Annotated in this window: 12 protein-coding genes; 10 read left to right on the forward strand and 2 right to left on the reverse strand. The window is 38.9% G+C overall.

Features of this window, described 5'->3' with window-relative positions; translation table 11 throughout:
* Positions 1–9 precede the first annotated feature (9 nt).
* A complete protein-coding gene (locus tag POD11_RS06165) occupies positions 10–1,104 on the forward strand; it encodes a fatty acid desaturase family protein (protein WP_016140345.1) in 1,095 nt (364 codons plus the stop codon).
* A 45-nt stretch (positions 1,105–1,149) separates the two neighbouring features.
* Here POD11_RS06165 and POD11_RS06170 read toward each other — a convergent pair whose 3' ends face one another.
* The gene (locus tag POD11_RS06170; RefSeq protein WP_016140348.1) at positions 1,150–1,851 is read right to left on the reverse strand and encodes an SIMPL domain-containing protein; all 702 of its coding nucleotides are present in this window, start codon (positions 1,849–1,851) and stop codon (positions 1,150–1,152) included.
* A gap of 467 nt (positions 1,852–2,318) precedes the next feature.
* On the opposite strand from POD11_RS06170, the gene POD11_RS06175 reads away from it, so the two are divergent.
* From POD11_RS06175 to POD11_RS06185, 3 genes are all read left to right on the forward strand, one after another.
* Positions 2,319–3,692 (forward strand): diaminobutyrate--2-oxoglutarate transaminase, encoded by a 1,374-nt coding sequence (locus POD11_RS06175; protein WP_016140349.1) that lies wholly within the window; start codon positions 2,319–2,321, stop codon positions 3,690–3,692.
* A gap of 2 nt (positions 3,693–3,694) precedes the next feature.
* Positions 3,695–5,227: a pyridoxal phosphate-dependent decarboxylase family protein gene (locus POD11_RS06180; RefSeq protein ID WP_262456707.1), complete on the forward strand. Its 1,533-nt coding sequence runs from the start codon at positions 3,695–3,697 to the stop codon at positions 5,225–5,227.
* A gap of 286 nt (positions 5,228–5,513) precedes the next feature.
* Complete coding sequence (locus tag POD11_RS06185; protein WP_262456708.1) at positions 5,514–6,944, forward strand: aldehyde dehydrogenase family protein; 1,431 nt, start codon at positions 5,514–5,516, stop codon at positions 6,942–6,944.
* A gap of 71 nt (positions 6,945–7,015) precedes the next feature.
* Here the strand turns inward: POD11_RS06185 and POD11_RS06190 are convergent, their stop codons facing one another.
* Positions 7,016–7,501 carry an Lrp/AsnC family transcriptional regulator gene (locus tag POD11_RS06190; RefSeq protein WP_016140351.1) on the reverse strand — a complete coding sequence of 162 codons (486 nt, stop codon included), beginning with the start codon at positions 7,499–7,501 and terminating at the stop codon, positions 7,016–7,018.
* A 134-nt stretch (positions 7,502–7,635) separates the two neighbouring features.
* On the opposite strand from POD11_RS06190, the gene POD11_RS06195 reads away from it, so the two are divergent.
* The 6 genes from POD11_RS06195 to pstB all read left to right on the forward strand — a co-directional run bounded on the left by POD11_RS06195 (position 7,636) and on the right by pstB (position 16,173).
* Complete coding sequence (locus POD11_RS06195) at positions 7,636–9,357, forward strand: alpha-keto acid decarboxylase family protein (RefSeq protein WP_262456709.1); 1,722 nt, start codon at positions 7,636–7,638, stop codon at positions 9,355–9,357.
* Positions 9,358–9,497: 140 nt separating this feature from the next.
* Positions 9,498–10,877, forward strand: coding sequence for an amino acid permease (locus POD11_RS06200; protein ID WP_016140353.1), 1,380 nt, complete (start codon positions 9,498–9,500; stop codon positions 10,875–10,877).
* A 475-nt stretch (positions 10,878–11,352) separates the two neighbouring features.
* Entirely contained in the window at positions 11,353–12,384 is a 1,032-nt protein-coding gene (locus tag POD11_RS06205) for a substrate-binding domain-containing protein (protein ID WP_057074368.1), read from the forward strand.
* 99 nt (positions 12,385–12,483) lie between these two features.
* A complete protein-coding gene (gene pstC, locus POD11_RS06210) occupies positions 12,484–13,863 on the forward strand; it encodes a phosphate ABC transporter permease subunit PstC (RefSeq protein WP_262456710.1) in 1,380 nt (459 codons plus the stop codon).
* On the forward strand, positions 13,860–15,257 hold the full coding sequence (gene pstA, locus POD11_RS06215) for a phosphate ABC transporter permease PstA (RefSeq protein WP_016140356.1): 1,398 nt from the start codon (positions 13,860–13,862) through the stop codon (positions 15,255–15,257). Before pstC ends, pstA begins: the two co-directional genes overlap by 4 nt.
* 13 nt (positions 15,258–15,270) lie before the next feature.
* Positions 15,271–16,173: a phosphate ABC transporter ATP-binding protein PstB gene (gene pstB / locus POD11_RS06220; protein WP_016140357.1), complete on the forward strand. Its 903-nt coding sequence runs from the start codon at positions 15,271–15,273 to the stop codon at positions 16,171–16,173.
* The last annotated feature ends 94 nt before the right edge of the window (positions 16,174–16,267 follow it).

Raw genomic sequence — 16,267 nt, forward strand, 5'->3', positions numbered from 1 at the left:
AGAACTCTTATGAATATGCCAGTGAAAGTCGAATATTTTAAAAATCCTAAAAATCGTGATTTGACTCCAGCAGAACTTGATGCATTTGCAAAAGAGCTTGATCAGATCAAACAAGAAGTATTGGATGATTTGGGCGAGAAGGATGCTAAATATATCCGCCGTGTGTATGCTGCAATTCGTTATAGTAGCTTTTTAGGCCGTGCATGTTTGTTTGCAGGCTGGTTCCCACCAGCATGGATTTTAGGAACAGGTCTATTAGGCTTTTCTAAAATTATGGAAAACATGGAACTCGGTCATAACGTGATGCATGGTCAATATGACTGGATGAACGATCCTAAGTTTAATGGCCAAACTTACGAATGGGATACTGTCGGTACTTCTGATAACTGGCGTCAAACGCATAACTATAAACATCACACCTATACCAATATTAAAGGTATTGATGATGACATTGGTTATGGTTTACTTCGTTTATTCCCAGAACAACGCTGGAAGCCAGGTTTCTTACTTCAACCTGTTTATAGCATCCCATTTTGTTTGTTGTTCCAGTGGGGCGTAGCCATTCAGAACCTTGAAATTGGACGCGTCCTGTATAAACGTAAGAGCATGGCAAAATTCTTGGAAGAATTAAAACCTGTTAATAAAAAGATTGGTACGCAACTTTTTAAAGACTATGTTTTCTTCCCATTAATTGCGGGGCCAGCAGCTTTACCTGTATTCACTGGTAACCTAGTTGCAAATGGTCTTCGTAATATCTGGACATTTACGATTATTTTCTGTGGTCATTTTACAAAAGATGCAGAAGTATTTCCGAAGTCCGTTTTACAAGAAGAGAGCCGTGGTCACTGGTATATGCGTCAGATTCGTGGTTCTTCTAACCTGAAAGGTTCAGAAGCATTACATATTTTAAGCGGACACTTGAGTCATCAGATTGAGCACCACTTATTCCCTGATATTCCAGCGCGTCGTTATCGCCAAATGGCTCCAAAAGTTGAAGCTGTATGTAAAAAATATGGTTTAAATTATAACAACGCGAGTCTAGCTAAACAGTTTGGACAAGTTGTAGGCCGTATCTTTAAATATGCTTTACCGTTTAAAAAATAAGTCAAAAAAGCCCTGATCAGTTCAGGGCTTTTTTAGCTCAAGCAATTATTTAAACTGAATTGAACCGTTCGCATTTACAGTAATTTTAGACTCACCAGCTGCCATGTCTTGAGCTGGTGCAGCTTCGGCCATAGCGAACTTAGCCATGCTGGCACGCATTACAGGTTGTGGGAAATAGTTGTTGGTATTCAAGTTCAGATTAACCAATGTATATTGGTTTTTATTCCATGCTTGAGTCAACATTTGAGCGCGTTGTTGAAAGTTTTTAGATGCTTCTACCATTAACTCATTTTCAACTTTTTTACGTTGTTCATCAGAAACTGTAAAATTAATCGATTGAGTCTGGAAGTTTTGCTGTAATTCATTCACTAGCTGGCTAGCAGCTTTAAAGTCTTTACTTTCTAAACGGATTTCAGCGCGACCACGCCATTCTTTTAACTTATTGCTATCGTTATCGTAAATTGGATAAGTGCTTTGAGCACCTGTTTCCACTTTGACTTGAGGATATTTACGAGAAACGGTAAGCGCCTGATTCATCAATTGGTTAATTTGATTTGAAAGTTCGGCTGGTTGTTTGTTACTTTTTTCAATATATAAAGTTGCATGCATTTCATCGTTTGAAACTTGACGAGAAGCCTCAGCTTGTACATTTACAATATTGTAGTTCAAAGCATTATCATCCTGAGCAAAAACGAAAGGGCTAAGGAGGGAACCTAAAAGAAGGGTAGAGACGGCTAAAGTACGCATAAATTTTTCCTTTAAAAATTAATATAAATTTAATTTTTTTCATTAAGAAATGTTAAACATAACTTATGCATAACTTTTGCAGATTTTGTGGCGTATTTGTAATATTAAAATCAGGTTTTTTTAAATTTTGGTCAATATAAAGTTTTTAAAAAATAATAACTTAAAAGTAAAATGTTTCAATGTAACTTAAAAAATCAAACTAATATAAAAAAAGAATATTTTCTTTAGGTTGTCACATAGTATGATGATAATTCATCATAACTATTGGGATGATACATTTTTTCAATAAGATTAGATGAGTAAAGTACATAAAAGACGTTTTTTTTCTTGCAAAATTAGGTATCATCGCGCTCCTAGTTACAAGATATAAAATAAGTGTCTTTGCTAGTTCTATAAAGCACCGAGTCAAAGGACCAATCGTCACCAGACTTATTTCTTTCTACCCCTATCAGAGATGGTAATCCGATATGAGCGTTACTTCCGTTAACCCTGCCACTAATGCTACTAACGAATATTATTTGACTCGCCAAAGTCAAATGGAATCAAATGTTCGTAGCTATCCACGTAAATTACCGTTAGCGATAGCGAAAGCACAAGGATGCTGGGTTACTGATGTTGAAGGTACACAGTACCTTGATTGTTTAGCTGGGGCAGGTACATTGGCTTTAGGTCATAATCATCCTGCGGTGATTCAAAGTATTCAAGATACATTGGCAAGTGGTTTGCCATTGCATACTTTAGACTTAACCACACCTTTAAAAGATGCATTCACTGAAGCATTGTTAGCATATTTACCTGGTGGTAAAGAAGAATATTGCTTGCAGTTCTGTGGTCCTGCTGGTGCAGACGCAACTGAAGCAGCAATCAAACTTGCTAAGACTTACACTGGCCGTAGTTCAGTGATCAGTTTCTCTGGCGGTTACCATGGTATGACCCATGGTGCACTTGCTATGACTGGTAACTTAAGTGCAAAAAATGCAGTTAATGGTTTAATGCCAGGCGTACAATTCATGCCGTATCCGCATGAATACCGTTGCCCACTTGGTTTAGGTGGTGAAGCAGGTGTTGACGCTTTAACTTACTACTTTGAAAACTTTATTGAAGATGTTGAAAGCGGTGTAACAAAACCGGCTGCTGTTATTCTTGAAGCGATTCAAGGGGAAGGCGGCGTAGTTACAGCTCCAGTAAAATGGTTGCAAAAAATCCGTGAAGTGACTGAAAAGCACAACATCGTTTTAATTTTAGACGAAGTTCAAGCTGGCTTTGCACGTTCAGGCAAAATGTTTGCATTTGAACATGCAGGTATTGAACCTGATGTTGTTGTAATGTCTAAAGCAGTAGGTGGTGGTTTACCACTTGCAGTATTAGGTATTAAACGTAAATTTGATGCTTGGCAACCTGCTGGTCACACGGGTACTTTCCGTGGTAACCAACTTGCTATGGGTACTGGTCTTGTTGTATTAAAAACGATTAATGAACAAAATCTTGCTCAAAATGCGCAAGAACGTGGTGACTTCTTACAAGCTGAATTTAAAAAATTAGCTCAAGAATTCCCATGTATCGGTAACGTACGTGGTCGCGGTTTAATGATCGGTGTTGAGATTGTTGACGAGCGTAAACCAGCTGACCGTATTGGTTCGCATCCTGCTGACTCACAATTAGCTGCTGCAATTCAAACTGCTTGTTTCAACAATAAACTATTGCTTGAAAAAGGTGGTCGTAACGGTACAGTAATTCGTTTACTTTGCCCGCTTATCATCACTCAAGACGAGTGTGTTGAAGTAGTTGCTCGCTTTAAGAAAGCAATTGCAGAAGCATTGGTTGCAGTACGAGGCGCATAAGTATGGTGGATTTTGCAGAACATCGTAAAGCGTTACTCTGCAATGATGCACAATCCATTGCTGACTATGAGTCAGCAATGGGCGAAGCGGTAAAAGCCGTTTCAGCATGGTTGCAAAATGAAAAGATGTACACTGGCGGTAGCATTAAAGAATTGCGTTCAGCAATTTCTTTCCAACCTTCAAAAGAAGGGATGGGTGTACAAGAATCTCTTCAACGTATGATTGAGCTTTTCTTGAATAAAAGCTTGAAAGTACATCACCCACATTCATTAGCACATTTACACTGCCCAACCATGGTGATGAGCCAGATCGCGGAAGTGTTAATCAATGCAACTAACCAGTCTATGGACTCATGGGATCAAAGCCCTGCAGGCTCATTAATGGAAGTTCAGCTCATTGATTGGTTGCGTCAAAAAGTAGGTTATGGTTCTGGTCAGGCTGGTGTTTTCACTTCTGGCGGTACTCAATCTAACTTGATGGGTGTGTTGCTTGCTCGTGACTGGTGTATCTCGAAAAACTGGAAAGACGAAAATGGTAATCCATGGTCTGTACAGCGTGATGGTATTCCTGCCGATGCAATGAAAAACGTCAAAGTCATTTGTTCTGAAAATGCGCATTTCTCTGTGCAAAAGAACATGGCAATGATGGGTATGGGCTTCCAGTCAGTTGTAACTGTTCCTGTGAATGAAAATGCACAGATGGATGTAGATGCTCTCGAAAAAACGATGGCGTATCTTCAGTCTGAAGGCAAAGTTGTTGCTTGTGTCGTTGCGACAGCAGGTACAACCGATGCTGGTGCAATTGACCCATTGAAGAAAATCCGTGAAATTACCAATAAATATGGTTCATGGATGCACATCGATGCGGCATGGGGCGGTGCATTAATTCTTTCAAATGACTACCGTGCAATGCTTGATGGTATTGAGTTATCTGACTCGATCACCCTTGACTTCCATAAGCATTATTTCCAAAGCATTAGCTGTGGTGCGTTCTTGCTGAAAGATGAAGCGAATTATCGCTTTATGCACTACGAAGCTGAATACTTGAACTCTGCTTATGATGAAGAGCATGGTGTACCAAACCTTGTTTCTAAGTCATTACAAACGACTCGTCGTTTTGATGCATTGAAATTGTGGATGACAATTGAATCACTTGGTGAAGACCTTTACGGTTCAATGATCGACCATGGTGTAAAACTTACTCGTGAAGTTGCAGATTACATCAAGGCAACTGATGGTTTAGAACTCTTAGTTGAACCACAATTTGCTTCGGTATTGTTCCGTGTTGTGCCACAAGGCTACCCAGTTGAGTTTATCGATAGCTTGAACCAAAACGTAGCGGACGAGTTGTTTGCACGTGGTGAAGCAAATATCGGTGTAACAAAAGTTGGTAATGTACAGTCATTGAAAATGACCACATTAAGCCCTGTTGTGACATTCGAAAATGTTAAAAACCTTTTAAGTCAAGTATTGGCTGAAGCTGACCGCATTAAAGATGCGATTGCTTCTGGTAATTATGTACCACCAATCGACTAATTGAGTTGATACCAAAAAAGCCCGGTTTATTGCCGGGCTTTTTTATTACATATTATTTTTATTTAAAATGTGCATCGAAATAGACTGATATGCACAAACCATGCATATTTTCAAAAAACAAAAATAATTATGCATGATTTATGGGAAGCAAATTTCTTATTGTATTGGTATGTCCCCAATGTTTGGTCACATCGATATATCAATACTGCACTTACTCTTTAAAAGACGCTGCTCAAATGGTCATAAGGTAAGAGGCTGTAATTACAATTAAGACAAGGAAGAAGAAATGCAACAAGTTAATGTGCTTAATGAATTTAAATTAATTATTAACGGTCAATCTTGTTCAGGTGAACAGGGTGAACTAGAAATTATTAACCCAGCTACAGGTTTAACTGCCGCACGCTGTGCAAAAGCATCGGTTGAGCAAGTAAATCAGGCGGTTAGCGCTGCTAAACAAGCATCTAAAGCTTGGCAACAAGTTTCACACGAAGAGCGTAAGTCAATCTTAAATAAGATTGCAGATGGTATTGAAAAGCACGCTGAAATGCTTGCAGAGTTGGTTGTACTTGAGCAAGGTAAGCCACTCGCACTTGCACAAATGGAGGTGCAGGGCGCAATTGGTTGGACGCGTTACGCGGCTGCTATGGATTTACCTGTTGAAGTGATCGAAGACAGTGAAACCAAGCGCATTGAACGCCATCGCCAACCATTAGGAGTAGTAGCTTCAATTACTCCTTGGAACTGGCCACTGATGATTGCGGTTTGGCATATCATGCCTGCATTGCGTGCAGGTAACGTGGTCATTAGCAAACCTTCTGAATACACGCCACTCTCAACTTTGCGTTTATGTGAAATTATTCAACAAGAAGTTCCAGCAGGCGTGATCTCAATTGTGGTCGGTGCTGGTGAGATTGGTGAAGCATTATCTTCTCATCCAGATGTACAAAAAGTTGTGTTTACGGGGTCAACTCGAACAGGTCAGCACATCATGGCTGGTGCAGCTCAACAGTTAAAACAGCTAACTTTAGAGCTTGGTGGTAATGACGCTGGTATTGTATTACCAGATGCAAATATAGATGAAATTGCAGCTAAGATTTTTAATATGGCGTTCTTAAATGCAGGCCAAACATGCGCAGCATTAAAGCGTTTATATGTGCATGAAAGCCAATATGAAGCTTTATCTCAAAAGTTAGCTGATATTGCCAACGCTCAAGTCGTGGGTGACGGAATGGAATCTTCTACAACATTTGGTCCTGTGCAAAATCAAATGCAATATAAGAAGGTGAAAGCCCTTATTGCTGAAGCCATTGAACAAGGTGCAAAAGCACTTTCTGGTCAACAGCACTTACCAGAGCAAGGCTACTTTATTGCTCCTACTATTTTGACTGAAGTTTCTGACTCTTGCCGTGTGGTGCAAGAAGAACAGTTTGGTCCTGTGTTACCTGTTTTAAAATATACAGATATTAACGATGCAATTGCCCGTGCCAATGACAGTGAATTTGGTTTAGGCGGTTCAATCTGGTCGTCCGATATTAAAGCAGCACAGACTTACGCTAGTCAGCTTCAATGCGGTACTGTTTGGATTAATACCCATGCAGAAGTCCTGCCTCATGCACCTTTTGGTGGCTGGAAAATGTCAGGCTTAGGTGCTGAATTTGGTTTAGAAGGTTTACTTGAAAATACGATCGGGCAAACAGTTCATATTAGTAAAGTCTAAATATTAACTTTAAGGCGGATCTAGTATCCGCCTTTTTATTTTCACTTTTATGAGTGAAAAGCTGAGCTATTTTATTGGGAGTGATGATAGCTCATGCTTTTAGGCTTGATTAAAAAATGATTCTGTTCTTTGATTTTTTTCAGAACAATGTAAGACTTTATATGACCAATAAAATTATAAGAAAGTAATCTTTCAGTCACAAATTGAGAGAGCTGTTCTAAGTTTTCAGCAACGACTTTTAAAATAAAATCTGCATCACCACTAATTGAAAATGCATCTTGAATGTTATCTTCAGCTTCGATCAGTTCCTGAAAAGCCTGCTGTGATTTTGCTTCGTGTGTCCTTAAATTAATATGAATCATCGCTGTAACTTCCAGCCCTAATGCCTGCTGCTGAATACGTGCGGAGTAACCTAAAATTATGCCTTTTTGCTCAAGTAACTGTCGTCGTCTTGAACATTGGGAAGCTGATAATCCGATTAAATCTCCAATTTCCTGATTGGTGAGCCGTCCATTCTTTTGTAGTGCCTGAATGATTTGCCAGTCAAACTTATCCATTGCATAAAATCCTTTTATGATACACAAATCATGTATTTTTATTAAAATGCGTTTTCATTATGCACGAAATCTAAAAGATAGATGAAATATTATTTTTCTATGGAATAAAAATTGGTCTCAAAGGATATAGAGCAATGTTCATAGAAATTGGTGAATTTTTAAATCTTCGTCTAAAACAAATGGGTATCCAACATCTTTTTGGAGTACCTGGTGATTTTAACCTTTCATATCTAGAACAAGTTGAAGCAGACCCACAACTCGAATTTATTGGAAATTGTAATGAATTAAATGCTGCTTATGCAGCAGACGGCTATGCACGAATTAACGGTTTTTCTGCCTTGGCAACCACTTATGGTGTAGGTGATTTAAGTGCGATTAATGGCATCGCAGGTGCCTATGCAGAAAATGTACCTCTTATTCATATTTCTGGTATTCCACCATTACATGCAGTTCAAAAGGGCACTTTAATACATCATACGCTTGTCGATGGTAACTATGACAATATTATGAACTGTATGAAAGAGTTCACAGTTGCCCAAACACGTTTAACTCCTGCAAATGCAGCTTTTGAAATTGACCGTGTATTACGTCAGTGTTTCCTTGAACGCCGTCCTGTACACATTCAACTACCAGGCGATATTACTCATGTTAAGATTGAAGTATCTGAGCGTCCACTCGACCTAAGCTATCCAGCTGTTGAACCTGAATTATTGCAAAGTGTGGTAAGCAAACTCTGTAACATTATTGAGAATGCTCAAAGTCCAGCGCTTCTTATTGATAATGAAGCTTCGGTTTTTGGTGTGACATCACTTTTAAATGATTTATCTCAAAAATGCTCAATTCCATTTGCAGGGATGAATACTGCAAAAAATATTATGGATGAAGGCTCACCTCGTTACATCGGAACTTATGTGGGTGGAGCAAGCCAACCGCATGTAAAAAATATCATTGAACAATCTGACTGTTTAATTGGTGTTGGCGCGCGCTTTACCGATGTAGGCTCAGCTGTATTTACTCATCAAATTGAAACCAAGAACTACATCGAAATTAAATCTTATGGCCTAAATATTTTTGGGCAGGATTTTCCGGGTATTGAGATTGGTCAGTTACTCGTTGAGCTAAATAAAAAAGTTGCACCACGTAAATCGACAACACCTCTTCTTGAAAAACAACCGCCGAAAGTGATGGAAGCTCCAGCTCAACAAAAGCTTAGCCAAGATGTGCTTTGGAACTACATTTCAGGTTTCTTAAAAGAAGATGATGTAATTATTGGTGAAGTCGGAACATCAAACTCAGCTTTGTCAGGAATAAAGCTTCCAGCTACAGCTAAATATATTGCTCAGCCACTTTGGGGTTCTATTGGTTACACCTTACCGGCTTTACTTGGTAGTTTGCTGGCCGCGCCTGAACGTCGTCAAATTTTATTTATTGGTGATGGTTCATTCCAACTTACGGTACAAGAACTCTCTACGATTATCCGTCACGGTTTAAAGCCAATCATTTTCTTGCTGAACAATGGCGGTTATACCATTGAGCGCTTAATTATGGGCGAAAACGCAGCCTATAACGACGTGCAAAATTGGAAATACACCGAAATTCCTGCGGTATTTAACGGTAAAAAAGACCATACAACTTATGTGGTTGAAACTGCCGGACAGCTTAGATGTGTTTTAGACAATGTTCATTTAAATGATCAGTTAACTTTTATTGAATTAAAACTACCAGCAATGGATGCACCAGTAAGTTTGAAAAAATTTGCTTCTGTGATTGCGCGTTTTGACTACGGTGATCGTGGCTACGAAATTTTAAAGGAGCGTTCCCAACCGATTAAATGTAAGGATGCAATCTCTTTTTAAATAGTGGACAGGACACGTCTTCTCAAAAATTAAATGGACTCATATTAAAGCTATTTATGTCCGAAGGTCGGTTTCTGATCTTCGGATATGGTGCTGAATAAAGGTGTACAGGAAGTGACACCAACATTGGAGATAATGTTATGGATGCAAACAATAAGCACGAGTTAAAACAAGGCTTATCCAATCGGCATATTCAACTCATCGCACTCGGAGGGGCGATTGGAACAGGTTTATTCTTAGGTCTTTCTCAAACAATTAAACTGGCTGGTCCTTCAATCTTATTAGGATATGCAATTGCAGGCGTGATTGCCTTTTTGATTATGCGTCATTTAGGTGAAATGGTTGTTGAAGAACCGGTAAGCGGTTCTTTTAGTTATTTTGCGAACAAATACTGGGGCAAAATGGCTGGCTTTATGTCTGGCTGGAACTACTGGGTTTTGTACGTGCTGGTGAGCATGGCTGAACTGAGTGCGATTGGGACTTTTATACAGTTTTGGTGGCCTGAAATTCCGACATGGCTGACTGCTTTATTTTTCTTTATTTTAATTAACGGCATTAACTTGGTAAATGTCCGCTTTTTTGGGGAATCCGAGTTCTTATTTTCCTGCATTAAAATTGTTGCGATTTTAAGCATGATTGGCTTTGGTGCTTATCTATTATTTTCAGGTTCAGCAGGTCCGCAAGCAGGTATTGCAAATTTATGGCAACACGGTGGTTTCTTCCCGCATGGGATTCACGGTTTTGTCATGGCTCTGGCTGTCATTATGTTTGCATTTGGTGGTTTGGAGTTAATTGGTATTGCTGCAGCGGAAACGAAAAAACCTGAAACCACTATTCCAAAAGCAGTAAATCAGATTGTTTACCGCATCCTGATTTTTTATATCGGTGCGATTGGTATTCTTTTATGTCTTTATCCATGGAATATGGTGGCAGAAGGCGGTAGTCCATTTGTCATGATTTTCCAGTCATTAAACAGTAATGGTGTTGCGAACGTTCTAAACTTTGTGGTCTTGATTGCTGCTATTTCGGTTTATAACAGTTGTATCTATTGTAATAGCCGTATGTTGCATGGTTTGGCAGAGCAGGGTAATGCTCCGGCAATTTTGAAAAAAGTAAACAGCCGCGGTATTCCAGTTCCGGCAGCAGTTGTTTCTGCATCTATTACAGCAATATGTGTCGTTGTGAATTATCTGATTCCTGGTCAAGCTTTTCAGCTCTTTATGATGTTGGTTGTCGCAGCACTTGTCATTAACTGGCTTATGATTTCAGTCACACATTTGAAATTTACTAAAGCGATGAAATTGCAAAAACGTCAAACTAAATTTCAAAGTATTCTTAGTCCATGGAGTAACTATTTAACCATTAGCTTTGTATGCTTTATTCTTATTATTATGGCGTTTACACCAGATATGAGGTTGGCTGTTATTTTAGGGCCAATCTGGCTTGCTGTTTTAGCGGTAATGTATTTCTTAAAATATCGCAAAAAAATGGTAGCGATGCCAGAAGTACAATCGAATTGATCGTCTAAATTGACAATGATATTGCGGTTACCTGACTTAAAGTCGGTAACCCTTTATCTTTTGTCATATTATTTTAATGTTACAAAGAAAATAATTATTTTTAGAAATTTTTATTCATATTTATAACAATAGAAAATATTTAAATCATAAAATTAATAACATCGTAAATTAGTGGATTTTAATATATTTATAATAAATTTGATTTTTATAATTTATAAATAACTAAATTTTATATTTTTAATCATTGTCATAATAAACACGATGACCTTCTGTAAAATAGGCGAGAAGTTTGAATTAAATAACTGATAATAAATAAAAATAATAATATGACAATCGACATTATAAAAATCATTAAAGCGTCATCATACTGTAACTTAATTGTCATATTTTCTATTCACAATGCAGCTATCGAAGAGCGTACAAGCACTCAACAAAAAGTGACGTACAACCTATTGCATTAATGAGAGAGAACAGAATGCGCTTAAATCCACGTCAAATCGCAATTGCGTTAGCAGTAACTGGGGCAGCTGTAACAACGACTGCAAATGCAGCTCGTGATACGATTCAAATTGCTGGTTCTTCAACTGTATTACCGTTTGCCAGCGTTGTAGCTGAAGAGTTTGGTAATACATTCCCTCAATTTAAAACTCCTGTAGTGGGTTCTGGCGGTTCTTCTGCTGGTTTGAAACAATTCTGTCAAGGTGTTGGCGATAACACAATCGACGTTGCAAACGCTTCTCGTAAAATTAAAAGCACTGAAATTGAAGCTTGTAACAAAGCTGGTGTAAAACAAATCCAAGAAATCAAAATTGGTTATGACGGTATCGTATTTGCGTCTAACTCAAACAAAGCAGCTTATAAATTAAAACCTTACCATGTGTTCGCAGCTTTAGCTGCACAGTTACCTTCAAAAGGTAAATTGGTTCCAAACCCATATACAAACTGGAACCAAATTGATAAAACACTTCCAAATGAGCCGATTACTCTTGTAATCCCTGCATCTAACCATGGTACTCGTGAAGTTTTCCAAGAGAAAATGGTTGAAGCTGGTTGTGAAGCATATGAATACTTCAAGAGCTTAGACAAAGATGCTCAGAAGAAAGCATGTTCTACTTTCCGTAAAGATGGCCGTGTAATTGAAATCGCTGGCGACTATACAGAAACATTGGCTCGCTTAAAGACTTCTCCAAGCGCAGTAGGTGTGTTTGGTTTAAGTTTCTATGACATGAACCGTGACAAGTTACGTGTGGCAACAGTAAACAACGTTGTTCCATCTGAGAAGACAGTATTGAATGGTACATACCCTGTATCTCGTCCATTGTACTTCTACGTGAAAGGTGAACACTTAAAATCAGTTAAAGGCTTACCGCAATATGTAGAATATTTCGTGAGCAAAAAAGCGACTGGTAAAGGTTCTAAAGCTGAGCGTGATGGTTTAATCGCGATGTCTGATGCTGAACGTGCAAAAGTTTTGGCTGACTTTAAAGCAGGTAAAACTGTTAAATAAGTTAGTTTGAATGAAGGCTGGTGATCTTAAGGGTTCATCAGCCTTTTTGTCTAACTTGTTTTTCCAAATTATGACAATTGAGAAAACAGTGGAGAGTACATGAATCTGCTACTTATCGGTGTGTTGTTAGCCCTTGTGGCCATCGCATATCAACTTGGGCTGAGAAAGAGCCGTAACATAGCAGGTAAGGGAAGCAACTCGGCGACATTACATTCTCGTCCTGGTTATTATGGCGCACTGGTTGGTCTTTGGTGCGGTATCCCTGCTTTTTTAATTTTGATCATTTGGAACTTGGTTGAACCAAGTATTTTAAATCATATTATTTTTAATAATATTCCAGCGTCTGTAAGTGCTTCGCTTGATGAAGCAGGCAGAAGTGTACTGATTGATCGTGTTCAATCAATCGCTTCAGGTTTTGGTGTAAGTGATAAACCAGCTGCTTATGAATTAGCTGCTGCTCAACAGTTTGCAAAATTTCAAACCATTGGCTCTTTTGCCAAATTTGCTGTTGTCGTTTGTGCAGCTTTACTCGGTTTAGTGTGGGCAAAGAAAAAAATCAATCAACAATACCGTGCTCGTAACCAAGTTGAACGTGCCATTAACGTTGCTTTGATTTTATGTTCGGGTGTAGCGATTTTAACCACCATCGGTATCGTAATGTCGATGTTTGGCGAAGCAATGCACTTCTTCCGTTTTGTTAGCCCAGTAGACTTTTTCTTTGGTACAGAGTGGAATCCGGGCTTTAGTACTTCTGGTAATGCTGAAGGTAGTTATGGTTTATTACCATTGCTATGGGGTACGCTCATGGTCAGTGGTATAGCGCTACTCGTTGCTGTACCAGTTGGATTAATGATTGCAATATATTTAGCTGAATATGCTTCACCATGGTTCCGTTCATGGGCGAAACCAACAATTGAAGTATTAGCTGGTATTCCAACAATTGTTTATGGTGTATTTGCCATGATGACTATTGGGCCATTCTTTAAAGCAGCAGGCGCTTCTATTGGTTTAGAGATTAATGCGACGAGTGCTTTAACTGCTGGTTTTGTGATGGGGATTATGATTATCCCATTCGTTTCATCTTTATCTGATGACATTATTACTCAAGTCCCACGTGCACTGCGTGATGGTTCTTTGGGACTTGGTGCGACTAAGTCTGAAACAATTCGTCAAGTCGTATTACCAGCAGCTTTGCCGGGTATTACAGGTGCTTTCTTATTGGCAGTCTCTCGTGCTGTTGGGGAAACCATGATTGTGGTTTTAGCAGCAGGGAACAGTCCACTTTTACATGCAAATCCATTTGAAGCTGTTTCGACTGTGACCGTAACTATTGTAAAGCAGTTGACTGGAGATACAGACTTCTCAAGTCCACAAGCATTGGTTGCATTTGCGCTAGGTCTAACACTATTTGTGATTACCTTAGGATTAAATATTGTAGCACTGTACATTGTGCGTAAATACCGTGAGCAATACGAATGAGTACATCAAATACATCGTCTCCTATGGATCAGAACGTATTTGATCCGAAAGCTGCTGCTGAAACGCGTGAACGACGTAAACAGGTGATTGAAAAATCTTTGGCTAAACGCCATCGCAAAGAAAAAGCTTTTCGTTTTGCGGGTTTCTCGGCAGTTATTATTGGTCTTGCATTCGTTGCTCTCTTGTTCGGTAGCATTTTGGCAAAAGGTTTACCAGCTTTTTGGCAGACCAGTATGAATGTTCCAATTTACTTTGATCCTAAAGTCATTGATGCAGGGCCAGTACCTGTACGTACTCAAGGTGAAACACCGGCTCATTACCAAGAACGTTATGTTGATTGGCAAACTAAAATGGGGATGGTGGATTGGGATGGCATCATTGTAAATGGAATGATTGCTAAAGATCCTGCACTTGCATCACAACGCGATTACTTAAGTAGCTTATATGCAAGCTCAGAAGCTTATCGCTTACGTGATATGGTTTTTGCAGATCCATCACTCATTGGTAAAAAAGAAAATATTACTTTCTTGGGCGATGCGAATGTCGATGTTTGGTTAAAAGGTAATATTGATCGTTCATTGCCAGATGATCAGCAACAACTTGATCCAGAAGTGCGTAAGCTTGCAGATGATCTAAAAGCAAAAGGCGTTCTTGAAAGTACATTTAACTTGAACTTATTTAAGAACCCTGACTCACGTAGTTCACCAGCAATCAGTGGTCTTGCAGGTGCATTCATGGGTTCATTGTTCATGATGCTGATTGTAATCATCATTGCGATTCCAATCGGTGTTGCTAGCGCAATCTATCTTGAAGAGTTTGCTCCAAAAAATGTTCTTACCGACATTATTGAAGTCAACATTAATAACCTTGCTGCTGTTCCTTCTATCGTATTTGGTTTACTTGGTGCTGCAATCTTCATTGGCTGGATGCACTTACCTCTATCAGCTCCGCTGGTAGGTGGATTGGTTTTAAGCTTAATGACATTACCGACAGTCATTATTACAACCCGTGCCTCATTAAAAGCAGTACCACCTTCTATTCGACAAGCTGCACTTGGTTTAGGAGCTTCTAAGTTCCAAACTATTTTCCATCATGTTTTACCGTTGGCATTACCAGGCATTATGACAGGGGCAATTATTGGGGTTGCCCATGCACTTGGTGAAACCGCACCTTTACTTTTAATCGGGATGAGTGCATTCGTTGCAAGTATTCCAACAACACCATTTGATCAAGCAACTGCTTTACCTGTCCAAGTTTACTTATGGCAAGGTAATGAGTTGCGTAACTTCTTCGAAGGCCGTACTGCCGCTGCGATTATCGTACTACTTGCATTAATGATTGGTTTAAACAGTCTTGCAATTTGGTTACGTAAAAAGTTCGAAGTGCGTTGGTAATAGAGGATAAATCATGAATACTATTGATATTACGAATTCCTTAGAAAAGGATAAGTTAGTGAATACTGAACAATCGCAATTTACAGACAAACCGCTGAATCATGGCACTTCGTATGTTTCGCATTTTGAACCACAAACTTCAAAAAAGCAGAACTCAACCGAAATCAAGATTAGTGCACAAGATGCCCATGTTTATTATGGTGATTTTGAAGCCATTAAAGGTATTGATCTAGACATTTACCAAAACGAAGTAATCGCGTTTATTGGTCCGTCAGGTTGTGGTAAATCAACGTTTCTTCGTACTTTAAACCGTATGAATGACACCATTGATGGTTGCCGTGTAACAGGTAAAATTACCCTCGATAATCACAATATTTATGACCCAAACCTAGATGTTGTATTATTACGTGCTCAGGTGGGTATGGTATTCCAAAAGCCAAATCCATTCCCTAAATCTATTTTTGACAACGTGGCTTATGGCCCAAAACTTCATGGTTTAGCACGTGATAAGTACGATCTAGAAGAAATCGTTGAAAATAGCTTACGTAAAGCTGGTTTGTGGGATGAGGTTAAAGACCGTTTGAACCAACCAGGCACAGGTTTATCAGGTGGTCAGCAACAGCGTTTATGTATTGCACGTACCATTGCCGTTAGTCCTGAAGTGATTTTAATGGATGAACCGTGTTCTGCACTCGATCCAATTGCGACAGCAAAAGTAGAGGAATTGATTTCTGAATTGTCGAATCAATATACGATCGTAATTGTGACTCACTCAATGCAGCAAGCTGCACGTGTTTCTGATCGTACTGCTTATTTCCATTTAGGTGATTTGATTGAAGTCAACTCAACTGAAAAAGTCTTTACTCAACCCGATCATCAGTTAACGGAAGCATATATTACTGGACGCTTCGGTTGATTAATCATCAATAAAAGAAAAAGAGCCAAGTGCTCTTTTTTTTATTTTATAAATGAAAATGACTCTATTTTGCAAAATCGCTATTGAATTTTAA

This window comes from Acinetobacter sp. P1(2023), from assembly GCF_028367635.1.
In the GTDB taxonomy this organism is placed as follows: domain Bacteria; phylum Pseudomonadota; class Gammaproteobacteria; order Pseudomonadales; family Moraxellaceae; genus Acinetobacter; species Acinetobacter pittii_E.